The organism is Spirosoma litoris (assembly GCF_054776755.1).
This window is the reverse complement of record NZ_BAAHBI010000010.1, coordinates 134,212-159,819: the sequence shown is the minus strand read 5'-3', so window position 1 is coordinate 159,819 and position 25,608 is coordinate 134,212. Positions and strand designations below refer to the sequence as shown.

Annotated in this window: 19 protein-coding genes; 15 read left to right on the top strand and 4 right to left on the bottom strand. The window is 47.0% G+C overall.

Annotated elements, in window-relative coordinates:
* Positions 1–250 precede the first annotated feature (250 nt).
* The 3 genes from ACYVGR_RS06985 (at position 251) to ACYVGR_RS06975 (ending at position 1,829) form a co-directional block, all read left to right on the top strand.
* Positions 251–652 carry a hypothetical protein gene (locus tag ACYVGR_RS06985; protein WP_460954933.1) on the top strand — a complete coding sequence of 134 codons (402 nt, stop codon included), beginning with the start codon at positions 251–253 and terminating at the stop codon, positions 650–652.
* 65 nt (positions 653–717) lie between these two features.
* The gene (gene can, locus ACYVGR_RS06980) at positions 718–1,362 is read left to right on the top strand and encodes a carbonate dehydratase (RefSeq protein WP_460954931.1); all 645 of its coding nucleotides are present in this window, start codon (positions 718–720) and stop codon (positions 1,360–1,362) included.
* A 113-nt stretch (positions 1,363–1,475) separates the two neighbouring features.
* On the top strand, positions 1,476–1,829 hold the full coding sequence (locus ACYVGR_RS06975) for a TerB family tellurite resistance protein (RefSeq protein WP_460954929.1): 354 nt from the start codon (positions 1,476–1,478) through the stop codon (positions 1,827–1,829).
* Positions 1,830–1,833: 4 nt separating this feature from the next.
* Here ACYVGR_RS06975 and ACYVGR_RS06970 read toward each other — a convergent pair whose 3' ends face one another.
* A complete protein-coding gene (locus tag ACYVGR_RS06970) occupies positions 1,834–4,278 on the bottom strand; it encodes an outer membrane beta-barrel protein (protein ID WP_460954927.1) in 2,445 nt (814 codons plus the stop codon).
* Positions 4,279–4,518: 240 nt separating this feature from the next.
* Between ACYVGR_RS06970 and ACYVGR_RS06965 the strand changes: the two genes are divergently transcribed.
* Together ACYVGR_RS06965 and ACYVGR_RS06960 are read left to right on the top strand one after the other, a co-directional pair.
* Positions 4,519–5,562, top strand: a complete 1,044-nt coding sequence (locus tag ACYVGR_RS06965; RefSeq protein ID WP_460954925.1) for a sensor histidine kinase — start codon at positions 4,519–4,521, stop codon at positions 5,560–5,562.
* 24 nt (positions 5,563–5,586) lie between these two features.
* Positions 5,587–6,297 (top strand): LytR/AlgR family response regulator transcription factor, encoded by a 711-nt coding sequence (locus ACYVGR_RS06960; RefSeq protein WP_460954923.1) that lies wholly within the window; start codon positions 5,587–5,589, stop codon positions 6,295–6,297.
* Between the two features lie 488 nt (positions 6,298–6,785).
* On the opposite strand, the gene ACYVGR_RS06955 is transcribed toward ACYVGR_RS06960, so the two are convergent.
* On the bottom strand, positions 6,786–7,328 hold the full coding sequence (locus tag ACYVGR_RS06955) for a response regulator (protein ID WP_460954921.1): 543 nt from the start codon (positions 7,326–7,328) through the stop codon (positions 6,786–6,788).
* Between the two features lie 349 nt (positions 7,329–7,677).
* Here ACYVGR_RS06955 and ACYVGR_RS06950 point away from each other — a divergent pair, with 349 nt between their 5' ends.
* From ACYVGR_RS06950 to ACYVGR_RS06910, 9 genes are all read left to right on the top strand, one after another.
* A complete protein-coding gene (locus ACYVGR_RS06950) occupies positions 7,678–8,166 on the top strand; it encodes a hypothetical protein (protein ID WP_460954919.1) in 489 nt (162 codons plus the stop codon).
* Between the two features lie 105 nt (positions 8,167–8,271).
* Positions 8,272–9,357: a chemotaxis protein CheB gene (locus ACYVGR_RS06945; protein WP_460954917.1), complete on the top strand. Its 1,086-nt coding sequence runs from the start codon at positions 8,272–8,274 to the stop codon at positions 9,355–9,357.
* A 42-nt stretch (positions 9,358–9,399) separates the two neighbouring features.
* The gene (locus ACYVGR_RS06940; protein WP_460954915.1) at positions 9,400–14,403 is read left to right on the top strand and encodes a CheR family methyltransferase; all 5,004 of its coding nucleotides are present in this window, start codon (positions 9,400–9,402) and stop codon (positions 14,401–14,403) included.
* Between the two features lie 92 nt (positions 14,404–14,495).
* On the top strand, positions 14,496–14,915 hold the full coding sequence (locus ACYVGR_RS06935) for a response regulator (RefSeq protein ID WP_460954913.1): 420 nt from the start codon (positions 14,496–14,498) through the stop codon (positions 14,913–14,915).
* 163 nt (positions 14,916–15,078) lie between these two features.
* Positions 15,079–16,785, top strand: a complete 1,707-nt coding sequence (locus ACYVGR_RS06930) for a hypothetical protein (RefSeq protein WP_460954911.1) — start codon at positions 15,079–15,081, stop codon at positions 16,783–16,785.
* A gap of 228 nt (positions 16,786–17,013) precedes the next feature.
* On the top strand, positions 17,014–19,305 hold the full coding sequence (locus tag ACYVGR_RS06925; protein ID WP_460954909.1) for a DUF7133 domain-containing protein: 2,292 nt from the start codon (positions 17,014–17,016) through the stop codon (positions 19,303–19,305).
* 122 nt (positions 19,306–19,427) lie between these two features.
* Entirely contained in the window at positions 19,428–20,747 is a 1,320-nt protein-coding gene (locus ACYVGR_RS06920) for a Gfo/Idh/MocA family protein (protein WP_460954907.1), read from the top strand.
* Positions 20,748–20,952: 205 nt separating this feature from the next.
* Positions 20,953–21,768, top strand: coding sequence for an SDR family oxidoreductase (locus ACYVGR_RS06915; protein ID WP_460954905.1), 816 nt, complete (start codon positions 20,953–20,955; stop codon positions 21,766–21,768).
* Between the two features lie 195 nt (positions 21,769–21,963).
* Complete coding sequence (locus ACYVGR_RS06910) at positions 21,964–22,875, top strand: helix-turn-helix domain-containing protein (RefSeq protein ID WP_460954903.1); 912 nt, start codon at positions 21,964–21,966, stop codon at positions 22,873–22,875.
* An 8-nt stretch (positions 22,876–22,883) separates the two neighbouring features.
* Here ACYVGR_RS06910 and ACYVGR_RS06905 read toward each other — a convergent pair whose 3' ends face one another.
* On the bottom strand, positions 22,884–23,279 hold the full coding sequence (locus tag ACYVGR_RS06905) for a hypothetical protein (RefSeq protein ID WP_460954901.1): 396 nt from the start codon (positions 23,277–23,279) through the stop codon (positions 22,884–22,886).
* A 416-nt stretch (positions 23,280–23,695) separates the two neighbouring features.
* Between ACYVGR_RS06905 and ACYVGR_RS06900 the strand changes: the two genes are divergently transcribed.
* The gene (locus ACYVGR_RS06900) at positions 23,696–25,012 is read left to right on the top strand and encodes an amidohydrolase (protein WP_460956072.1); all 1,317 of its coding nucleotides are present in this window, start codon (positions 23,696–23,698) and stop codon (positions 25,010–25,012) included.
* 91 nt (positions 25,013–25,103) lie between these two features.
* Here ACYVGR_RS06900 and ACYVGR_RS06895 read toward each other — a convergent pair whose 3' ends face one another.
* Positions 25,104–25,607: a heme-degrading domain-containing protein gene (locus tag ACYVGR_RS06895; protein WP_460954899.1), complete on the bottom strand. Its 504-nt coding sequence runs from the start codon at positions 25,605–25,607 to the stop codon at positions 25,104–25,106.
* Between the last annotated feature and the right edge of the window lies 1 nt (position 25,608).

The following is a 25,608-nucleotide window of genomic DNA, read 5'->3' as shown; positions in this document are numbered from 1 at the left end:
CTCCCTCACCCCCGGCCCCTCTCCCAAAACAGGAGAGGGATGTAGAATTGGCTTTTTTTTAGCCCCTCTCCCGTTTTGGGAGAGGGGTTGGGGTGAGGGGAATTTGGGCTTCCCTGCATTTCTAATCCCGTTCTAATGCGGCTCTAACACGAGCCTAACGCTGGGGTATGACCTTTGTACTGTCAATCAGCGGGAACCCATTTTCAAGTTCTTTTCAGGATTGACAACTACTTAAACAACAAAAGAAGTCATGAAAACTTACCTGTTTATACTCGCCTTAAGTGGTCTTTCGATCCTAACGGCTTCGGCCCAGGATGATTCCAAATTACGGAACGACGTTACCTATTCGGCCAATAATTATAAGCATCCTAACAAAGCGGCTGCCGCTCGGAAGTGGGAATCGAAACAAGGAATTGAGGTTAACGCGCCTGGTCTTTCCCGCGGGCCAATGACTAGCTATAAGCAGCCTGTACCGAACGCTATCCCGACTGGTGGTGTGGTAACTACTCATACGCCAGACATGGACGTGGCCAAACATAACTACAAACACAATTATAAAATTCAGCGGGTTAGTTTGTCCAATCCAGTCGATAAGTCTGCTTCGGAAGTAGCGAACAAACCACAGTCTAAAGCCACTACCGAAGGTAATTAAGAAGCTGTCCATTGCGATTAAACATTCGTTATGAAGCTTTTCTTTTCAATCTAACTCACGTCAAGATGATCCGCTCTTTTCAACAATTATTTGCGAACAATCAAAAATGGGTTGACGCAAAAACTCAGCAAACACCCGATTTTTTCGATAAACTGGCCGACGGCCAACGACCTAAGTTTCTGTGGATAGGCTGCTCGGATAGCCGCGTACCTGCCGAAGAGATTACTCAGGTACAGCCCGGCGATTTCTTTGTCCACCGAAACATTGCCAACATGGTCATTCACAACGACATGAGCATGTTGAGCGTACTCGACTATGCTGTTAACGTGCTCGAAGTTCAACACGTAATCGTGTGCGGTCACTATGGGTGTGGCGGAGTAGCAGCCGCTATGGGCAGCAAACAGGTTGGCCTGATCGACAACTGGTTGCGTTATATCAAAGATGTATATCGGCTGCACCAGGACGAATTGAATGCCATTGATAATACAGCCCGCCGACTCAATCGGCTGGTCGAACTCAATATTCAGGAACAGGTTTATGGCCTTTCGACTACCACGATTGTTCAGAACGCCTGGACCAATGGAAAACCGCTTCAGATTCACGGCTTGGTTTACGATCTCAAAACGGGTCTGCTCAAGGACTTGGGCCTTTCCCATGATTCGCCCAACAAGATCGATGACGTATATCGGCTAGAACCCGTGTACGCCTAAAAGCGCCTGCCACTTAGTTCTTCAATAGCGTGCGATTACCCGGCAGGGCTGCCAATGTATTGGCCAGCCCTGCTTCCATTACTTAAACCTAATCCTTTAATTACTCAACAGCTATGTATTCTCCCGATTTATCGATGAGTCTGGGCAGTATTGTATATGCCTTATCCAAACTAGATGGTCGCCTTCATAAACAGGAACAGTGGGCTGTTAAAGCACTTCTGGCGCAGGGCCCTTATGGCGATTTAGCTCTTTCAGCTTTCTTTCTGCGGGAAAACACGGGCGAACCTGCACACGATGCTTATGCATTTGGCATGCGTCGGTTAATGGCGAAGCGACTTGAACTTACAGAACACATCAAGAAACGGTTCGTTCGTATTCTCTTGCGGGTTGCCGGAGCACACAACGGTATCTCGCAAGAAGAACGGTTGTTTATTCGACGATTTTGGCAGGACATTCGGGCCCTCTGATACCTCAATCCACTCTCCCCTTCTCGGCATCGGCGGCATTGTCGGTATGTCTACGTTTACGCGCAAAGGTCTCTTTGCCAAACTGGTAGGTAAAGGCCAGACCAATTCTGCGAGTATCGGTTTCATTGGTATGATAGGCCGCGGCTTGTTGTAGGCTAACCGTTTGATCAGTTGGTGTCCAGGAATGGAAAATATCCTCTAGTGTCAGCCGAAGACTGCCTTTGTTCTGTACTATTTTCTTTTGTACAGCGGCAGCAAGCCGAAATCGCGGATTGGTTATGGTCTGCCCCGCAATGTCTTTACTGGTATAAAAACTGCTTAACTCCCCGGCCCACCCTTTATCGAATTTGAACTGATTAAGCAAATTCATTCGTGTGCTGAACAAACCCGGCGTAAGACTTTCAGAGTAAGCAGTCCCATTCAGAGCCATCCGTGCCACCAGTACATTACCATTTATAGTCCACCATTTTGCAGGCGATAGCGATACATTGGTGGCAAGCGCCAGAATATAGCCACTGGCCACATTGCCGGGACGGATGTAAAAAACATCGCCTACGGCCTGCGTTAACTGAAAAATCACATCCGTAAATCGACCGTATTGTATCGCAATACCAATGTACTGCTTGTGCTGATACTTGAGTTCGTACTGATAATTGTACTGCGGCTTAAGATAGGGATTACCCGTTGTGAACGAATACTGATCCCGATAAAACAAAAATGGGTTAAGCGACTGGTAATTAGGCCGATTTATGCGCCGGGTAACGCTGGCAGTTAACGTATTATTTCCGGTACTATCTACTTTATAACTAAGAAAAGCGGTTGGAAATAAACTTGTATACGTCCTGTTAAACGATGTTTCGGCAACCTCAGGATTCCCTAATTGACGCCCGGTTATCTGCGTATTTTCGAGCCGGAAGCCACTTTGTGCTGCGAATCGCTTCCACTCTTTTCGAAAGTTGATGTACCCCGCATGAATAATTTCGTGGTAGGTAAAGTGATTAGACTTGGTATAATCGGGCGTCTGGATAGCTCCTGTTACGGCGTAATACTGCGAGTTGTTGTCATTGTCGACCACGCTCGATTTAATCCCCGCTTCCAGTTTTGCCTTGTCGGGTAGCGGGTGCACATAATCGGCTTTGGCCGAGTAAATCGTAATATCCGACGGCAAACTATACACAAACTGATTGTTGTCAATGAGCGTCCCATCGGGCTGATTAACAGCGGTTTTCAGTACCTGATCACCCGTCGAATTATAAGTGATATAATTCAGATCAGCACTCAGTTCCCGGCCCGTATCCTTGAATTTATGCAGAACATTGGCATTGGCGCTGGTATTCAGCCACGGGTAATCACCGTCAGTAGAGCCCGTCCCCAGCGAGCTTAGTTTCGAACGGGCATCATAGGTTTTGCTGATATAATCGAGCCTATCCTGCCTGGATCGATTCTGAATGGCCACCAGGAATCCATAGGTCGTATTCGCAGAAGCTGCATAGTCCATACCCAATCTGGCCATACCACCGTGGCTGCTGTATTTATATTGATTCTGCAATTGCACCGACGAGTTTAGTGCACCAGTAGCATCATAAAATACCCGGTCATACACATCCGTTGAGTAGTTGCCATCTTTGTTATAACCGACACTTCCGAACAGATTCACCTTCCTGTGATTGTAATTCAGGTTGACCACATCATTACTTCGACTCGTAACACCCTGACTATAACTCGCCGAGACACTGCCGGTAAAACCCTGTACTCTAGTACGTTTTAATCGGATATTGATGATCGAACTGCCAGCCGCATCGTATTTGGCGGGTGGGTTAGTCATCAGTTCGAGTTTATCCAGAGAGCCGCCTGGCAAGGATTTCAAATAAGCCGCCAAATCCTGCCCCGACATATACGTTGGCCGACCATCAATCATGACAAGCACGCCCGTTTTTCCGTTCAGGCTGATTTCGCCGTCGGTGCCCACTGTAACGCCGGGTGTTTTTTCCAGTACTTCCAACGTATTGCTGCCCGCACTGCCAATCATAGCATCTACATTCACGATGGTTTTGTCAAGCTCTTGCTCAATCACTGGTCGCTTAGCCACTACGGTCACTTCTTTCAGCGTTGTTTTTGAAGGACTTACAATAAACACGGGCAAGTCGATAATCGGGTGTTGGTCATCAATGGCTATTACTCCAGTTCGATAGTCGTTATTTCCGACGCTTGTCACTTGTAGACGATAGCTGCCATTCGAGAGGTTTTTAAAGGAAAATTTTCCGCTCACGTTGGTCAATTCACCGAGTATCTGCGTTGAATCAGCCACATCGATCAGTCGAATGGTGGCACCCGGTATGGGTTCATTCTGGAGATCCTTCACGAGACCATTGATGAGTTTGGTCTGCCCCTGGGCAGATAAGGAAATGGCTACCACAAAAAAGAAGATAATTAGCAAAACAGGTCGCATGGTGTATGTTTAAGAGCCCGGCTCAATAAGATGATGAGCAAATATTGGCGACCTGGGGCGGCTCAGAAACTAATTATGTCGGACAACAGGATCAGCCTGACAGAATCCGTTTTTGGGGTGTCGAAACGATTCGTACGCGTTTACCGGGATTTCGTCAGCTATTTTTACGTGTCTGTCCTGTACGTTTAGCAGTGTCGATTTGCGTGCTCAGCTTTGTAGCTTCCAATTCATCAAGTGATCGTGAAAAAAGAACAAAACACGGGTATAAACGAGCTAACCGAATTACAGAAGCATGCACTCATCTGCGTGTTTTCTGCAATGCCAATCTATCTGATCATCAACTTGTATACCGAAACGGTGGTGGAGAAAGACGATGAAGAAGCCGCTCTGGTTGGCACATTTCTTTGTCTGGTTGGACTTTATTTTGGTCGATACCTGGCGCACTTGTGGATACCCGCCAACAAAAAGGTTCCCAGTTGGCTACTAGGATTTTTACCCCTGCTACTAACTGGCTTCTCGTTTGTGATTGCGCAGTTTGCCAACAGTTTACGTAATCATTCGGACCAATTAATGTTTGTCATCTTTCTGATATTGCCATTCTTTCTCTTTTGTGTATTGAGCGGCCTTTTCATTAAGCTAATCCGAACCCGGATAAACGGTCAGTTGCAGGAAGCTAAAGCCCAGGCGCAACAAAGTCAGAGTGAACTCCATTTGCTACAATCGCAGCTAAGCCCTCATTTTCTGTTCAATACACTGAATAACCTGTACGGCCTTTCAATTTCGCAACCCGACAAAACACCAACACTTTTACTGAAACTCGCCGACTTGTTACGGTATTCTGTATACGATGCGAAAGAATTGTTTGTACCCTTGACCGACGAGTTGGCGTACATTAACAATTACATTGAGTTCGAGAAAATACGCATTGGCAATCGACTTGACTTAACAACGTCAATAGAAAATGGAATCGACCCGGCGATCAAGATTGCCCCAATGCTCCTGATTGTTTTTATTGAAAATGCGTTTAAGCATTCGAAGAATACGCTGGATCAGAAAATTGTTGTTGATATTCAGGTAAAAGTATGGGCTAATTCAATTCTATTTTCCGTAAAAAACTCCTTCGGCCCTACCGACAACAAACAGGATGCGCTGGAAAAAAGTAGTGGACTTGGCCTTGTTAACGTCAGGAAGCGACTTGATCTATTATATCCCAATAGGCATGACCTGACGATTCAGGACAACGATGGATTTTATACAGTTTTGTTACAACTTCGAGCGAAATAAATCATTGCCATGCAACTTTACTAAATGAAGACTATCAATTGTTTAATTGTTGATGATGAGCCAATTGCGCGGGAGATCATACAAACCTACTGCAATCATTTGCCCATTCTGACCGTGGTTGCCTCCTGCGATAATGCCATAGCTGCCAAAGCTGAATTACAAAAGCAATCAGTCGATATTTTGTTTTTAGACATCAATATGCCCGTTCTGAATGGTATTTCTTTTTTGAAAACGCTCAAAAATCAGCCGCAGATAATTTTCACAACGGCCTATAAAGAATATGCATTAGACGCGTTTGATTTATCGGCCTGCGATTACTTATTAAAACCCTTTTCACTGGAGCGATTTATCGTTGCCGTTGATAAAGCATTGGAGCGATTACAACCCAGTTTATCACCAACTCAGGCAACTACTCCAGAAAAATCCGAAGCTTACACATTTGTAAAAACTGACGGTAAAATCTACAAAATACTCCACGAGGATTTGTTATTCGCAGAAGCCAATGGGAACTACACAAAAATTACAACGACCCATAACACCCTCCTGCCGACGATGACGTTTTCGAGCTTTGTCAATCTACTGCCCCCAAAACTGTTTCTGCGTGTACACCGCTCATTTATTATTAACAAATCGAAAATTACCCACATCGAAGGCAACCGAATTTTCATCGGCAACACCGAAATACCGATTGGCAGTAATTATAAGGAAGAGTTTCTGAAGAAGTTGGGATTGTAAAGTAGCGCGGGGTGGAAACCTGCGACTTCAATTCGCGATGATCAATTCGATTTCGTTATCGTGAAAGACTTGCTTGTGTTTTTCTTCAATACCCACATCCGTGATGATGTAAAAGATTCGGCAACATAAGCTTATTCTTTCTTTTCTGAATCGGCCAAAAGTAAGGGTAAGAACAATCTTCTTCGCTATCCCTCTCAAACGAAAGCATTCGATAAAAACAAAAGTCTGGTAATCCTAACCGAACCGATTTCAGTGAACCTGTCACTAAGATTAAAATCGGTATTGAATTGATGGCAGTGTAACGGTTTCCCACCAATAGGCGCGCAACTCACCAAAGCTTGTTAAACAATAAGCCATTGATCGTCACTATCGTCAACGATAAGCACTTTCGCGTTTTTAAAATTGGTGCTGATGGGGTTATGGTAGCTCTTCATGATTGTCAAGGGGGGTTGTCTACTATCTCACCACAGATAATGTTGCTTAAAAGGTCAACTCCAATACCTGTCTAAGAAATCGAGTCCATCTTTCCAATCCTGATATTTTGTTGGTTTGACCAGATAACCATCCGCCAGATAGTCAAACGCCTGGGCAATATCCTCCACACTGTTCGACCAACTTAGTGTAACAGCGGGTAATGGGTTATACATCGGATGCGATTTCAGGGCTTTCAACACATTTAACCCCTGCTGTACACCAGGCAAGTACAGATCCACCAGAATCATGTGCGGTAAGCCTTCTTCCCGTCGTCGGCAGGTATCCAGGTAAGGGATTACTTCATGATCCTTAATAAGCCACTGAACTTGCGCTTTAGGAAATCGTTGCAACAAGGCCCAGCGGGTTAAAAACCATTGATCCCTATTATCTTCAATAACCAGAATAATGGGCTTCACCAACTCTCCGGCAACTTTTTTCAGGCTATTTGTTTCCGAAAAATAATGTTCGTAAACACGAGAGCGATACTCAGCCAACAGGCGATTGAAAGATTCTGTGGATGGATGGCTACGCTGATTCGAGAAATCAGGATACGTCATATGAATATTTCAGTAGTTATAAATACCATTTTCTACTCATCTAATTTACACTTTACTTACTGAAAATTAATCACTTACAAATAACTATTCATAACCGTAAAGCATGTTTCACTTAGGTACAGAAAAAAACCAATCCTAATCGAATAGTTTACTTAAATAAATTTGTATTTGTGTTGTTAAGCGCATAGCCATTGATCGGTTTTGCCAGAGAATCGAGAACGTTGGAGAAATCGCACGTATCAGGCATGGTTTATGCTCAACTTATAACGTTTTCGGAACTCACCTAAAATAGTGAGGTAATGGCCATTAACTTATATAAATTGTATTATTAGCAAAACTTACTTGATCTATGTTGCTCTGTTTAACAGCACTCGATGAGCATCAACAGGAGCGTCGGTTTTCATGCTTTCTGTATGAGTTGGAAGTTGTTTTTGAATTCCTTAATCATATCATAGTTGAGGGCCACACCTTAAAAGAGGTGGTTATTATTGAAAAAGGGAAAACCCGAAGTTTACCGGTAGATGCCTTTGATGGTGTTTCAGTCTCGCCTGCTTTCGAGCAGTTGGAGCAAGAATGGAGTGCTATTTTAGCAGCCCCCCTCCAACCAGTCATAGCCTCAGAACCAAAGGATATTCGTTGGTGCCGGGAACAATTAGCCTTTTATGAACAACGAATCATTCAACTAGAACTTATGGTTACGGATATGAATCGGCTTTATCAACGGGCCGAAGATTCCCTCAAAATAAGTCGGAATCCCTATCAATCAGTTCTGAAGTGTTACGAATCTCAACTCATTCAGGCTTATTTGTTTCGGAAAGAAATCCTGGCCCACCTTTAACACAGGCTAAATCCCCTCAATCAAACGATAGCTAAAATATCTTGAAGCCCTGCTTGCTTAAACATAACGAATGCAGTAAAGTTGTTGTGGAGTAAAGCGCAGGGTATGGAAAAGCGGAATATCGTAGTTATTGGGGCATCGGCCGGGGGGGTTGATGCGCTCAAAAAACTACTGGCGCCCTTACCCGCCGAGCTGGACGCGTCCCTGTTTATTGTATGGCACATGGCCCCTTCTATTCGGGGTGTCTTACCTCAGATTCTCAGACCCGTCACCACGATGCCCATCAGCCAGGCACTGGACGGTGAACCAATTCAATCCAGTCACATCTATGTAGCCCCACCAGACCAGCATCTGCTGCTGGAAGCTGGCGTAATTCGCCTGACGCGCGGGCCCAAAGAAAACCGCTTTCGCCCGGCTATCGACCCCTTGTTTCGGTCGGCTGCGCTTAGCTATGGCAACCGGGTGTTGGGCGTAATTCTGTCAGGGGGACTGGACGACGGTACGGCTGGCTTGTGGACAATCAAACAATGGGGTGGTCTGGCGCTGGTGCAGGACCCGGCCGAGGCCGAAGTCTCTTCCATGCCCGAAAGCGCCATGCGTCAGGTAGCCATTGATTATGTACTGCCCGCCGACCAATTGGGCCGCGAACTGATTAAACTGGTGAAGAAACCTGCCCCACCACCCCGTGAGGTCGACGCTCAGGAAACCGCATCGACGGGGGCGCGGCCATCCGGCCGTCAAAAAACAGAGTTGGAAGTTCAGATTGCTGCTCAGGAAAACAACAGTGCGATGGATATTTTTTCTTTTGGGACACTCAGTCCCTACACCTGCCCAGAATGTCATGGCGTGCTAACAATGCTGAATGAAGGCTCGTTGGCCCGTTTCCGCTGTCATACCGGCCATGCCTATTCGATCGATACGCTACTGGCAGCCGTGACCGAAACCGTTGAAGACAACCTCTATAGTACCTTGCGCAGTATGGACGAAGCCATTATTCTGCTCAACCATCTGGGCGATCATTCTGCCGAAGCCAATCAGTCCAAACTGGCAGCTTTATATTTTCAAAAAGCCCAGGAAGCCCAGAAACGGGCCGATCTGATCCGTCAGGTAGTCGCCGATCATCAGGTACTAAGTCAAGACCTGCTCTGGGTACAGGCCCAGGGGCTGTCTACTGATAAACGCTCCCCGTAGTTTTAAGGAACTCCTGCCTTTTGCCCATAACCTCCCTCTCCCATGAGTAAACAAAAACTACCCCAAAAAACAGTCAGTCAGCCTGCATCAGATCCAACCTTTATTGTTGGCATTGGGGCATCGGCCGGTGGTATTGAAGCCTTAACCCAATTTTTTGAGCAGGTACCTGCCGATTCGGGCATGGCCTATGTCGTAATTCTACACCTTTCACCAGATTATGACAGTCAACTCGCTCATATCCTACAGAGCGTTGCTTCCATTCCCGTTAAGCAAGTAACGAGAACGGTGCGGGTCGAAGCAAATCGGGTCTATGTTGTACCACCCGATAAACAGCTACTAATGGATGACGGGACCATTGCCGTCCGGTCGAATGCCCGGATCGAAGAGCGCCGGGCACCAATCGATATGTTCCTAAGAACCCTGGCTGAATCGCATGGTTCGCTAGGCATTGCTATCATACTGTCGGGCACGGGGGCCAATGGTTCGATGGGCCTCAAACGGGTGAAAGAAAGGGGTGGAGCTGTATTTGTGCAAAACCCGCGCGAGGCCGCTTTCAATGAAATGCCCCGCCATGCCATTGCTACCGATCTGGTCGATGATATTCTGCCGGTGGCCCAGATTCCAGCTCGGCTATTGACCTATCGGGAGGGTCTAGGTACGGTTTCTATTGCCGAAGAAGCTCCTCAACGCCCTGAAGATCAACAGCAAGCCCTGCGTGAGGTGTTTACGCAACTACGCATGCGTACCGGTCATGACTTCTCCAACTACAAACGATCGACGTTATTACGTCGGCTGGAACGTCGGATCAGCATTCAGAATCTGACCAGCCTGCCTGCCTATGCCGTTTTTTTACGGGATCACCCCGATGAAACCCAGGCGCTGCTGAAAGATATGTTGATTTCGGTAACCAACTTTTTTCGTGACGAACGAGCCTTTCATTACCTGGAACAACAGGTATTGCCTTTGCTTACCCGCCGGGGTAAAGAAACGATGCGTATTTGGGTAGCGGGTTGTGCTACGGGCGAAGAGGCTTACTCACTGGCTATGTTGTGTGCCGAACAAACGATGGGGGTTATCGATGCGCCCAAGGTGCAGATTTTTGCTACCGATATCGATGAAGAAGCCATTGCCACCGCGCGCGAAGGGTTGTATACCCTCAACGACGCGGCCGATGTGTCGGCGGAACGACTTAGCCGCTTTTTCACCAAAGAGGGCGAAAATTATCGCATCCGCCGGGAAATCCGGGAAATGATTCTATTTGCGAACCAGAATGTCCTGAAAGATCCGCCTTTTTCAAAGCTGGATCTGATTACCTGTCGCAACCTGCTGATTTACCTCAACCCTGTTGCCCAGGAGCGGGTCATGGAAACGTTTCATTTCGCCCTAAACCCAGGAGCTTACCTGATGCTGGGTTTGTCGGAAACCGTTGATGGTTCGGGGGATCTATATGCGACAATCAGCCGCGAACATCATCTTTACCAGAGTCGACAGGTAGCCAGCCGCCCCTATCCCGTTCCGGAAAGTATACCCCAATTGCCCCAACTCCGAAAGCAATTGCCAGAGCCGGTTTCGGAGCTGGAGAGCCGTCCTATACCCCGGCTAAGTTTCGGGGAACTCCATCAGCAGATTCTGGAACAATATGCCCCCCCGTCGGTAATTGTCAACGGCGACTACGACATTCTGCATTTTACACCCCGCGCCGGGCGGTATCTGCACTTTGCCGGAGGAGAACTCTCTAAGAATCTCTTAAAGCTCATCCGGCCCGAGCTGCGTCTGGAACTACGCACGGCACTCTATCAAGCTACGCAGCAACAGATCAATGTAGAAGTCAGAAACCTGAAAATTCGCCTGGAGGACTCGACCGAAACCCTAAACCTGCATATCCGGCCCGTGTTAGGCGAAGGCAATCCCGCTCACGGATTTTTTCTGGTGCTGTTTGAGTCAGCCAGCGAAGATATCGCCGAATCAACCCCTGTACTCACTCCCATTGAGCCGATGGCGCGCCAGTTGGAAAACGAACTGATCCGGGTTAAGGCACAGTTGCGTTCGGCCAATGAGCAACATGAGTTGCAGGCCGAGGAGTTGAAAGCCTCCAACGAAGAGTTGCAGGCCATGAACGAGGAACTGCGCTCGGCAGCCGAAGAACTGGAAACAAGCAAAGAGGAACTCCAGTCGATCAATGAGGAACTGACGACGGTGAATCAGGAGCTAAAAGTGAAGGTGGAAGAAATGTCGCTGATCAGCAATAATTTGCAGAATCTGATCAACTCCACCGACATTGCCACCCTGTTTCTGGACCGCAGTTTTCGGGTCAATCTGTTTACACCCGCTACGCGCCAGATATTCAATTTGATTCCGTCCGATTTTGGCCGCCCCCTGACCGACATTACCAATCGGCTATCGTACGACCATTTACAGACTGATGCAGAAGCTGTTCTGAGTAAATTACAACCTATAGAACGGGAGGTGAATACGACCGACGGGCGGGTGTTTATCATGCGGATACTCCCTTACCGTACAGCCGAGGACCGCATCAATGGGGTTGTATTGACCTTCGTTGACATCACCCACCGAAAAATGACCGAAGAAGCCCTACGTGAATCGGAAGAGAAATACCGCACCCTATTCGAATCAATTGACGAAGGCGTTGGTACCATTGAACTGATTTTCGACGAGAGCAACAAGGTGGTTGACTATGTATACCTGGAACAGAATCCAGCGTTTCCGAAGCTGACTGGCTTACCTGACGATGTTACGGGCAAGCGAATCCGCGAACTTATCCCAAATCTGGAGCCATTCTGGTTTGAACTCTTTGAACGTGTTGCCAAAACTGGCAAATCGCAACGATTTATCCATGAGGTTGCCTCCCTCAACCGGTGGTTCGAGGTTTATACGTCACGTATCGGAGATGAGGGAAGCCGCAAGGTCGTCTATGTGTATAACAACATCACCGAGCGCAAACGAGCTGAAGAACGGCAGGCATTCCTGCTCCAGTTAAGTGATACGCTACGCCCACTTCAAAACCCAGCTGCCATTCAGGAGGCTGTGACTCAAATGGCAATGGCCTATTTTGGGGCCGACCGATGCTATTACTGCGAAATAGATACCAACAATGCCATTGTCCGTCAGGATGCTTCCCGACCCGATTTACCTTCCGTTACTGGAGTCTACTCACTCAGTAGGATGCCCATCTTCCAGGCCGTAATTGATGCAGGACATCCCTTGGTTGTTCCTGACGTACACACGTCAACCATAGTGGATGAAGAATTAAGGCAGCTCTGTATTCAATTAGAGGTTATTTCATTCGTTGATGTGCCGTTGATCAAGAATGGTCAACCAGTGGGCCTTTTCTGCATTACCCAGTGTGCCCCCAGAAAATGGACCCCTATAGACATCGAATTAGCGCAGGAAGTTGCCGAGCGCACCTGGGCAGCAGTCGATCGCGTCCATGCCGACGAAGCGCTGCGCGAAAGTGAGCAACGGCTGGCTAATATCCGGCCGCTGACACTATTGGGTCAAACCGAAGAGTTAGCCGAAATTGGCAGTTGGGAATACCACCCATCGACAGGTAAGTTCACCTGGTCGGCGGGTATGTACCGGCTCTTTGAGCTACCGCCCGATCAGCCCATTCACCCCGAAATTTATCTAGACTTTGTTGCGGATACAGACAAAAACGGGGCGCAAAAACTGGTGCAATACATGTATGAAGGAGAAGGCCACTTCGAGCATTCGTTTCGCATTCGGGTTGGTGGCGACTACAAAACCCTGCGCATTAAAGCCGACGTAATTGGCGAAGGTGACGAGAAACGAGTGATGGGCGTCGATCTGGACATTACCGAGCAGCTTCAGTCCCAGCAGCAGATTCGGGAAACAGCCGACAACCTACAAGCTGTTTTAGACGCTTCGCCGGCCTCCATTGCCCTACTAAAGGCTATTCACGACAAGCAGCAGCCCGAGCACATTCTTGATTTTCGATTGGCGGTTGGTAACAATAAACTAGCGCAGTTTCTGGAGCAGCCGTTGCATGAACTTGTGGGGCAGTCAGCAGAATACTTCGGCGACTTGTTATGGGATGACGCTACGCTGGATCTATTACGTCAGGTATATCATTCACAAGAAACCCGGTATGAGGAAAAACCCATGCCTACCCCAAATCAGGATCGTTGGCTGGCATTAGCAGTCATGCGCCAGGATGATGGAGTAGTGATAACAGGCCTCGATATCACCGAATTAAAACAGATTCAGGCCCAACAGCAACAGTGGCTGGATGAGCTGGAGAATTCGCGCCATAGTGTAGACGCGCTAACTGCCTTACGAGCGTCGCTGGCTCAACGCACCGAACTCCTGCGCGCGGTTTCTCACGATCTACGGGGTAATTTCGGGATCATCAATGGAGCCTTGTCGTTACTGGAAATGGCTAATACAGAAGGCGAGCGGGCGCAGATGATGGCCATGGTACTCCGCAACGTCAATCAGGCGACAAGCCTGTTAACCAATCTGTTAGACCTGGCTCGCCTGGAAACGGGTCAGCAGCAACATGTGGTAGCCCCTTTCAATGTCAGTCTGTTGCTTACCGAGCTAGGCCAGAGCCTACAAAAAATGGCCGATGCCCATACACTTACACTCGTTCTGTCGGGATCAGACGAACTAGTGGTTGAAAATGACCGAAAACTCATTTACCGAATGGCCCAGAACCTCATTATAAACTCGCTCAAGTATACCCATCAGGGTAGTGTTCGGGTTCAATGGGGAGAAGCTGACGATCGGTGGTGGTTTGAGGTTGCTGATACTGGTCCGGGTTTAGCTCCCGAACTGGTTGCTCACCTGAATGTGAGCGGACCAAGCCAATCAACGAAGTCCGGCAAATCCGTAACCGAATCCTGGCAGACTCCTGTTGTCCCAAACCAACAACAAGGAGAAGGTATAGGCCTGCGCATTGTACGTGAATTGGCTCAGTTGTTGGAAGCCCAGTTGCAAGTAAGTAGTGAATCCGGCGTAGGTACTCGCTTTGTCATCAGCTTACCGCTTCGTTATACTGGAAAGTAGACCAAAAACCTGATTATCCACACCTTTCATCATTCATTTTATAGTATCCATTACCCATATATCTATTCTAAATACTGACGAATACCCATAGTATGATGTATGTTGTCGACGATGCTGCTGATTACCGATTTTTAGTCCAGGAGGTATTCAAGCGATTTTTACCGCAGTATCCGCTTCGACTGTTTGCCGATGGATTTGAGCTTATTCAGTCAATTGAAATAGCTAACGAATCGCCACCAACGAATCAGGAAAAATCTAATCCCATAATACCCAGGCTAATTGTGCTGGATATAGATATGCCCAAACTAAATGGCTTCCAAATACTGGACCAACTTAAACAAAATCCTCTGTGGCAATCAACCCCTGTTGTAATGATGAGTAGTCGGCTGGAAAGTGAATTTTCAGAAGCAGCAATTGCGGGAGGTGCCGTTTCTTGTATTCCCAAACCAATGAGTCTGGCAGAGTTTCAACAGGTAATGACCCAATTGTGCCACCAATGGCTTGATACCTAAATCGTCTATGCGCTAAGTTGGGTATTCCAATTAATTGTTGCCACTGGGTCGGGTAAAATGCAAAAACGTTGTCTTACCATTAGAGAATTCTGAGACGTGTCTTATTGACGTCCAGAGCCAACGCAAGTTGATCAAGGAAATACCCCCTTAATCTTATTTCTTAATGGATAGACGGAATTTTGTAACGATTGGCGCAACATCGCTTTGCCTGATGTCTGCGTCCGGTTTTACGATGCTCAAAAAGCAACGGGCGACCAAACCAGCCTGGTTACTGGAGTGGATTCGGATAAACGACCAACAGCTGGCCAATTATAAGCCTTATAAGGTTACCGACTCAACCAGCAAGTATGTGGGCGGCTACATGAACGATGTGGACATACCTAATCCGCATTCAACCAGCGGCTTTATCATGCGAGCAAGCATGCTTTTCTCCTGCTCGGAATCGACTCATTATCAAGCGAAAGAATTGTTGACCGATATCGAATTGGCAGCCAGAGCTTTGCTCAAGATGCAGAATGCCGACGGCACAATCGATTATATTGATACTAACTTTCATTCGACGCCCGATACTGCTTTCCTCACAGAAAATATCATTCCTGCGTATAAGTTTTTAGTACAATCCAATGCTAGCGGAGCGAAAACGACAATCGACTTACTAAAAACGTTTTTGAAAAAAGCGGGGGATGCGCTCTCGGTGGGCGGAATTCATACGCCAAACCATCGTTGGGTAGTCTCTGCGGCTCTTACAAAGCTGAATGGCGTGTTTCCAGACAGTCGTTACGTCAACCGAATCAACCAGTGGCTGGCTGAACACATCGATATTGACCCCGACGGCCAATTCAATGAGAAAAGCACCAATAGCTATTCACCGATCGTCGATCGATCGTTAATCATCATCGCCAGAGGATTGCCCAAACCCGAGCTTTTCGAGCCCGTTCGCAGGAATCTGATGATGACGCTTTACTATGTTCACCCCAATGGCGAGGTGGTCACCGAAGCATCGAACCGACAGGACAAAGGGACCATTGGGAGCATGGCCAAATACTATTATTGCTACCGATACATGGCCTTGCTGGATAAAAATGGCGAAATGGCGGCCATGTGTCGGCTTATCGAAACCACTTGCCCGAAGGAGCAATTGGCAGGCTATCTCGATTATTTTTTAGAAGATCCTACCCTCTGGAACGAACTTCCAGCCAGTAAACCGTTACCGACCAACTACGCCAAAGCGTTTCCGTACTCAGGTCTCGTCCGTATTCGGCGAGGGAATTGGGATGCCACCCTTTTATCGAACAATGCAACCTGGCTCACTTTTCATAAAGGAAATGCTGTGTTGCAGGGCGTTCGGGTAGCCGCTTCATTTTTCGGAAAAGGGCAATTTCAGTCCAGTAAAATTGAGCAGAAGGGCAATAGCTGGGTGATGCATAACTCGCTGGAAGGCCCTTATTACCAACCTTTTTCCTCCGACAAGATTGCCCCTGACGGCGATTGGGATAAAATGCCAAGAAGCAACCGCCAGCAAAGTGAGATCCAAAAGCTGGAGACAACGGTTGCCGTGAAAGAAACTCCCAATGGCCTACAAATCGATATTGACATGGTGGGCACAGAGGGCGTTCCAGTGGCACTGGAGTTAATCTTTCGAGCGGGGGGTGTATTGGCTGGCGTTACAAACTATCCAAATAAAGACAAAGCTTACCTGTTAGCAGGTGAATCGGGTTCGTATACAGTCGGGAGTGACACCATCCACTTCGGGCCGGGCAGAGTCGCCCACAAAGGCATTCAATTGCGAGGTGCCTTACCCGCTATGGATTCGCCCACCGTTTATCTGACGGGATTTACGCCATTCAAACACAGCCTTTTATTGAGTTAATTTTTGTGTGACCCCGCTGGGGTCAGATGTTTATAGAAGAACCTATTTGCTATAAATAGTTGACCCCAGCGGGGTCACACAAGGCAATAAATGATGAAGCATAATTTTGCATGATTGCCCAAAAGACTATCCGAAGAAATTTTAGAGTAGAATCTTAACTCCCCGTCCATTAGACTGTGAATAGAACTTGGATAATAGACAGTCTAAAAACAGGTCATTAAAAATAAGATGAAACACGGTAACCTTAAATACAGCTTATTCGCTTTCGCAGTAGTCATTTATGCCTGTTCGGTTAAAGTAGCGACTAAAAGCCCCGCCACAACAGCAGTAGCAACAACATCGCCCAATCAGGCGGCTCCGGCTAAAGACACGTTACCTACCGTTTCGCCCTTCATCCTGACTCCGCTCACCCCTGAACAGAGTCAGGCGAGATTTATCATTCCGGAAGGCTATCACATGGAATTGGTGGCGAGTGAGCCCATGATCACAGAGCCGGTTGCTATTGCCTGGGATGGCAATGCCAAAATGTACGTGGCGCAAATGGAAACATACACCCAGGATGCGGATGGTACCGGGACGAAGGACGCAAAAAGTCGGGTAATGTTGCTGGAAGACACCAACAATGATGGCAAAATGGACAAAAGCTCGGTGTTTATCAAAGACATGATTTTGCCCCGTATGCTCCTGTGTGTCAACCACGAACTATTGGTCAATGAAACCGACACCTACGATATTTTCAGCTACAAAGACACCAACGGTGATGGCGTTTCGGACGTAAAAAAGGCCGTTTATACAGTAGGCAAAGTTGCCCCCGGCAATCTGGAACACCAACGTAGTGGCCTGATCTGGAACATCGATAACTACATCTACCAAACCGTTGACCCAATTCGGTTTCGCTACGTGAACGGAATGCTCCAACCCGATTCGCTACACAGTGGTTCGAACGGGCAATGGGGTTTAACCTCCGATAATTATGGGCGTTTATTCTTTAGCCGGGGTGGTGGCGAAAATGCAGGATCGGGCTTTCAAATCAATCCCAAATATGGTCAGCTCGAGTTTGCCGATGCCTATAGCGAAGAAACGTTCAGCCCGGTCTGGTCGCGGATACAGAACCCTGATGTACAGGGTGGATTACCCCGAGTACGTCCAGACAGCACACTGAACCACTTTACCTCAGCCAATGGTCAATCTATTTTTAGAGGTGACCGCCTGCCCGCCGATTTAGTGGGCGATTACATCATCAACGAACCAGTTGCCCGCATTATCCGACGCGCGAAAGTCGTCAATCGCGACGGCAAAACGTATCTGGAGAATGTGTATAACCACAAAGAATTCATAGCCAGCACCGATGCCTTTTTCAGACCAGTCAATACGTACTCCGGGCCCGATGGTTGCCTGTACATTATTGATATGAATCGGGGCATTATTCAGGAATCCAACTGGACTCAGAAAGGAAGTTATCTGCGAGGCAAAATTGATTATTATGGACTGGCCAAGGTGAATCAACGCGGTAGAATCTGGCGATTGGTTCATGACGGATACAAACGAGGGCCTAAACCGGCTCTTCTCGATGTTCCAGCCAGCAATCTGCTCGCTTATCTGGATCATCCCAATGGTTGGTGGCGCGATAATGCCCAAAAGCAGATCATCGTTTTAGGCGACAAATCGGTTGTACCGGAGTTAACCTTGATGGCTACCGGCAAGAAGAATGTCTCGGCATTGGGACGCCTGCATGCCTTATGGACGCTCGAAGGGCTGAATGGCATTACGAAAGAAATCCTCGCAGTTTCGTTAAAAGATTCCGATCCGCAAATCAGACGGGCCGCCGTCTGGATGAGCGAGCCTTTCATCAAAAAGAATGACAATCAATGGATTGAGGAAGTAGGAAAATTAGCGGCCGACGCCAATTACGATGTAAAAGTTCAGGTGCTTTTATCGCTGGGCGCTAGTAAGAATGAGCTGGCCAAACGGATTGCGCAGGACATCTTAACCCAGAATCCAGCGAATCAGATGCTGGCGAGCGTCAGAAAGAGCATTGATAAAAACGAAGATGCCAAGATATACGGAGCCAAACTGGCTAGTTTTTCACCTGCAGATCGAAAACTGATTGTAAGCGGTAGTGAAATCTACAAGTCCATGTGTTCGCCTTGTCATGGTGGCGATGGAAAAGGACTGCCAACCAACGCTGCGCCTGCTTTACGGGGAGCCAAACATGTGAACGCCGACAAAGAAATCGCGATTCGAATTCTCCTGCATGGGTTAAAAGGCACCATCGAAGGCAAATCGTATCCGAGTGAAATGGCGTCGATGAAAGAGAATTCCGACGAATGGATCGCTTCCGTTATTAGCTATATCCGCTACGAATTTGTGGGCACTTCGTTGCGAGTTGCTAATGGACGCCAATCGGCAGTTGTTCAACCAGCCGACGTGAAAGCCCTTCGCGAGCAGTATTCAACCGTCAATACGGCCTGGACGATCGATGCGTTTGACAATCTTTTTCCACCTGCTAATCGAAATTAAGCAATCGTACATTAGGAATGAACCCAGAAATGGCTTTTTCCAACTACGAACAATCCGGTCGGAAAAACGAACGGTCGTGTTGAATTAACTAATCTGTCAGCAACGCTTAATTCAGGTTTATAATGAACGAGGAACAGTCAATTAATCGCCGGGATTTCATTGGAAAAACAGCCGCTGCCGTAGCAGGATTTATGATTGTCCCCCGATATGTATTGGGTGGTAAACGGCCCGATGGCTCGAAATATCTGGCTCCCAGCGATGTCATTTCGCTGGGTTTTATTGGCACAGGGAAACAGGGGAAAGGTCTGATCAACTCATTTTTGGGCACCAACGAAGCCCGAATTGTGGCCATCAGTGAAGTGTACAAAGCCAAATCGCAACTGGCCCTCGATCGAATCAAGGCGCATTACGAGAAAAACCCGCAAGCAGGCGCTTACTCCGATGTACCGGTTTATACTGATTTTCGGGATTTATTGTCCCGCAAAGACGTCGACGCCGTTGTCATTGCCACACCCGATCACTGGCATGCAGCGATGGCCGTTCGGGCAGCCGAAGCTGGAAAAGATATTTACTGCGAAAAACCCCTTGCCCTAACCGTTAAAGAAGGGCGGGCGATGGTAAATGCGGCTCGCAAACACAACCGAGTGTTCCAAACCGGGAGTATGCAACGGTCATGGCCGGAGTTTCGCCAGACAGCCGAATTGATTCGAAATGGTTATATCGGTACTGTTAAAAGCATAAAAGTAAACGTTGGTCCTCCGCCAACCCCCTACGATCTCCCCGCCGAGCCAATTCCCGATGGATTGGATTGGAGCAAGTGGCTCGGCCCCAATGCTCCCGTAGCGTTCAATTCGGAATTAGCCCCTCCAATCTCAAAAGACGTATTCCCGAACTGGCGCAATTACCGGGAGTTTGGGGGCGGCATGGTCACCGACTGGGGTGCGCACATGTTCGACATTGTGCAGTGGTCGTTGGATATGGACAACAGCGGCCCCGTTGAAGTCATTGCACCCGATGGCAAGGATCACCCATTCTTAACCTACCGCTACGACAACGGCATTACAATGACCCACGAGAAATGGGACTGGAGCAATGCCATCCTATTTACTGGAACAGAAGGTGAACTACGGGTTCAGCGGAAGAAGCTGGAAACCACGCCCGCTTCGTTAGCGACAAAAGTGATTGGCGAAAATGAGAAGCATGTGTACCACAGTGACAATCATTACAAAGACTTTTTTGACGCCATGAGGAAACGCAGCAAACCCATTTGCGACGTCGAAATTGGTCATCGAACAGCATCCGTTTGTAACATTGGCAACATCGCGTACCGACTGAAACGGCCGCTTCAATGGAATCCGAAGAAGGAGCAATTCAAAAATGACGACGAAGCCAATGCCCTCCTTGGTCGCCCAATGACAAACGAATGGGGAATTAAGATCTAACCGAAGTCAGGTCAAAACCCGAAGGGTTGATAGGATTATAGAAAACTATAATCCTATCAACCCTTCGGGTTTAAATGAACTTGCAATAACATCAGATTTAAATTCCAGCCCGAATCCGTAAAAAGAATACAATCTCCCTGAATTCGTATTATTCGCAAGCCAGCGTTTACCGAAAACTTTGCATCCGAATTAAAACTGTCAAAAAATGAATCAGACAATTTTTATTACGGGTGCAAGTACCGGTATTGGTAAAGAAACCGCGAAGTTATTTCAGGCAAAAGGCTGGAATGTGATCGCTACTATGCGGAAGCCTGAACAGGAAACGGAATTAACCGCTTTGGACAACGTTTGGGTTACCCAACTCGATGTTCTGGATTTGGATTCTATTCGGCGAGCCGTAACAGAAGGCATCCAGAAAATGGGGAAAATTGATGTATTGTTGAACAATGCAGGCTATGGCGCTTATGGCCCTTTAGAATCTTTTGGCAGAGAGCGAATCGTTCGCCAGTTTGACACCAATGTCATTGGCCTCCTGGATGTTACCCAGGCCCTGCTCCCACACTTCCGCCAAAATAAAAGCGGGATGATCATTAATATATCTTCCATTGGCGGTAAAATGACCTTTCCCTTAGGTGCCTTGTATCATGGAACCAAATTTGCCGTCGAAGGCATTTCCGAATCGTTGAGCTACGAAGTTGAGCAGTTTGGCGGAAAGGTAAAAATCATTGAACCTGGGGCGATTGCTACTAATTTTTCGGGTAGTTCATTTGATTTTAGTAACGATGAAACGCTTACCGAATACCAGCCTATGGTTGGCAAAGTAATGTCGGCGTTGCCCGCTCTATTTATAAACGCGTCTCCAGCAAGTGTAGTTGCCAATGTAATTTACCAGGCCGCTACCGATGGTACTAACCAGCTACGGTACACAGCAGGAGAAGATGCCAAAACAATCATAGGCAACCGTCAAGAATCGAGTGATAAGATTTTCATCGAAAACATGAAAATGCAGTTTGGGCTTTAAACACATAGGCAAATAATTTAACAAGGAGTCAAAGTATACATTTTAGTTTCTTTTCGAATATTTTTCTTTATTTTTTGTCATTCCGACGATAGGAGGAATCTCAAGTTTCGCAATAGTAAAACTTGAGATTCCTCCTATCGTCGGAATGACAAAATCGCGGATCAATAAATACTTACAAAAAGTAATCGACACACTATGAACGTATTCATCCATCTCCAAACCGTCTCAGATATATTCCAATTTTTTCAATTGGATATCCTCATACAACATCCATTAATTGCCGTTGTCGATTTTAGTCAGGTGAATGAATCGATAAATGCAGAGACAAAGATCTCTTCCGATTTCTACGCATTAATATTCAAAACTTACAATAGGAATAACATAAAATACGGTCGAAAAATCATTGATTTTCAGGATGGTAATCTAATTTGCATGGCTCCCAATCAGGTGCTCGAAATGGATAACGACATCGAAGAATCCGAAAATATGATGGGTTGGGGGTTGTTTTTTCACCCCGACTTAATCAGAGCTACTTCACTGAACGACAAAATGAAAGGGTATAGTTTTTTCTCTTACGAAATCTCAGAGTCGCTTCATTTATCCGAAAAAGAGAAACAGATTTTATATGATTGTATCTTGAAATTACGAGCCGAATTGCAGGAAAATATAGATCTTCATAGCCAGGACATCCTTGTATCCAACATCGAACTATTATTAAACTATTGTTCTCGATTTTATGGAAGGCAATTTATTACCAGAAAGAATTCGAATAATCTGATAGTTGCTCAGGTTGAAAAAATATTGAGCAACTATTTTAAACAAAATACTATAAACGAAAATGGCTTACCTACTGTAAAGTCTGTGGCAGAACAGGTAAACTTATCCCCAGGTTATTTAAGTGATTTATTGAAAAAGGAAACGGGCAAAAACGCCCAGGATCATATCCATTTTTATTTAATTGAGGAAGCAAAAAATAGTCTATTAAACTCCAATAAATCAGTGGGTGAAATTGCTTACTCATTAGGATTTGACTACCCGCAATACTTCAATAAACTTTTCAAGCAAAAAACGGGCAAAACACCTGTAGAGTTTAGAAGTATGAATTAGATGAAAGGCTACGAATCACCAGCTATATCGGATGTAAATCGGTTCACACGCTCGTTGTAGGTATCGAGCATTCGGTCATCGACCTCATCAGCCTGACTAAGTTCCAGTAATAAAAAATCGTTCCGATCAGCACCATCGATCATGCCTTCAAACTTGAGTTCCTCCTCTACCCAAAACGATGTTTTATTGAGTTCAACAGCCTGCTTTAGAATAGCCCTAACAACAGTCGCCGTTCGTTCCGGATTTTGCGTCGTTAAGAGCAACGTACGAATGTCCACGATATAATCATCATAAGTTATCGTACCGGCAGGCAAGTCGGCACTAACCCATTGAAAAGCCAGAGTTTGGATCAACTCTTTATAGGGCGAGACATCGAGATCGTCAGGGCGTATACGTCGGTTCACCTATCAAAAATAGTACTTTCGAATGAATTTACCGTACACGATCGCGACTTAATACGCCATTACAATCCGATTTCCCCACTTTTACTATAGGCATGACGGCTAATTAAATCCTTATGTTTTCCTCCTTCATAGGATCCGCTCCACACACGATCACCACGCTTGTATGCTACCCTCTGAAGACCTCTGTCGGTTACTTTTAACCGACATCACAGAACATAGAGTCTGAAAAGCTCCTCACAAAAGATAAATTATTCCGTATAATCTATGATTATTAATTAATAAATAGGATTCATAAATAAAAATCAAAATTATCTATCGACTTAATTGTAAATTGCATTAAACCTGCATTTACAACCAAATTGATCAAGTCGATGAAAAAATCTCCATTCTTTATCGCTGCGTTGGCGTTTAGTACGATGAGCGTTTATTCTGCCTCGGCACAGATAGGAACTCTGAACGCTCGTATGGACAAAACGGCCGAAAGTCTAGAAAAAAAGGTGGTTGCCTGGCGTCGGGATTTCCACCAGCATCCAGAACTCGGTAACCGGGAGTTTCAAACAGCAGCGAAGGTGGCCGCTCATTTACAGGCACTTGGCATGGAGGTAAAAACAGGCGTTGGTAAAACAGGCGTCGTTGCTTTGCTCAAAGGCGGTAAACCAGGCCCTGTGGTTGCTCTCCGCGCCGATATGGATGGACTACCTGTTACCGAGCGCGTGGATTTGCCTTTTAAATCGGAAGTGCGAACCGAATACAATGGTCAGCAGACAGGTACGATGCATGCTTGCGGGCACGACACGCACGTAGCCATTCTGATGGGTGTAGCCGAAGTGATGGCATCCGTTAAAAACGACCTGCGTGGCACGGTTAAGTTTATTTTCCAACCCGCTGAAGAAGGAGCCCCAGCAGGTGAAGAAGGGGGAGCCAAATTGATGATCAAGGAAGGCGTTCTCGAAAATCCGAAGGTAGATGCCATTTTCGGATTGCACATTAACTCGCAAACGGAAGTCGGTACACTCAAGTATCGGCCTGGCGCTACCATGGCCGCTGTCGATACCTACGCCATCAAAATCAAAGGAAAACAAACGCACGGAGCCGCCCCCTGGTCGGGGGTAGACCCGATCGTGACATCGGCACAGGTGGTGATGGGTTTACAGACAATCGTTAGCCGTAACGTTACCCTCACTGATAATGCCGCCGTGGTTACTGTGGGCGCTTTACATGGCGGGATTCGGCAAAATATCATTCCGGAAGAAGCGAGCATGATTGGAACGATTCGCACGTTCAGCCCGGAAGCTCAACAACTGGTTCACCGACGTATCAGCGAAATTGCCACGAACATTGCCGAAAGTGCGGGAGCCAAAGCCGATGTGACCATTAATGTTGGCTGCCCGGTTACGTACAACGATCCTAAATTAACGGATCAGATGGTGCCAACCCTCGAAGCGGTTGCAGGTAAAGGCAATCTCAAGATTACGCCCGCTTCGACCGGTGCCGAAGATTTTTCGTTTTATCAGGAAAAAGTCCCTGGCTTCTTTTTCTTTTTGGGCGGCATGAAAAAAGGAACCAAAGTGGAAAATGCAGCTCCGCATCATACGCCTGATTTCCAGGTCGACGAAGGTGGTTTTGTATTGGGCATGAAATCGCTCTGCCGCCTTACCACCGATTATATGGAGTTTGCCAGCAAAGGCGTTGCCGTTAAAGAACTCACCGCAAGCAGCACAAGTGGTAAATAAGATTTTAGTTAGATTGACCCACAGAGAACACGGTATTTTTTCATATTCAGCGGGTTAAAACCCGCTGAATATGAAAATCTCTTCCCCTACATCAATTCAGTGCCAAGCCCTCAAGAGGCACCTTAAGCCAGTCGGCCAGAACGGCTACAATCAATCCATGATCCTCGCGCTGCGGTAAGCCCGAAACGGTAATAGCACCCACACAACCTGCGCCTTTGAGCCAGATCGGAAAACTCCCACCGTGCGAGGCATAGTTTTGGTTACTCAGACCATAACGATCCGAAAGCGTAGTCTGGGTCTGTTGCAAGCGAAGTCCGACTGCATAGGAACTCCGGTGAAAATGCAAGGTTGTATTGCGTTTGCGCCGAATCCACTCACCATTATCGGGCGTTGTACCGGGCATGGCCAGAAAAAACAAGGGCTGGCCAGCGAGCTGAATATCAATAGCCGCAGCTCCACTCCGGGCTTTAACCGCTTCCCGCAACCGACCTCCCAACTCCCAGGCAGTTTCCGCCGTAAAGTGATCAAACTGTAGGCGCTCCTCCTGAATCGCGATTCGGGCCAGGTCAGCCGCTAGGTTTGTTTGTGATTCCATG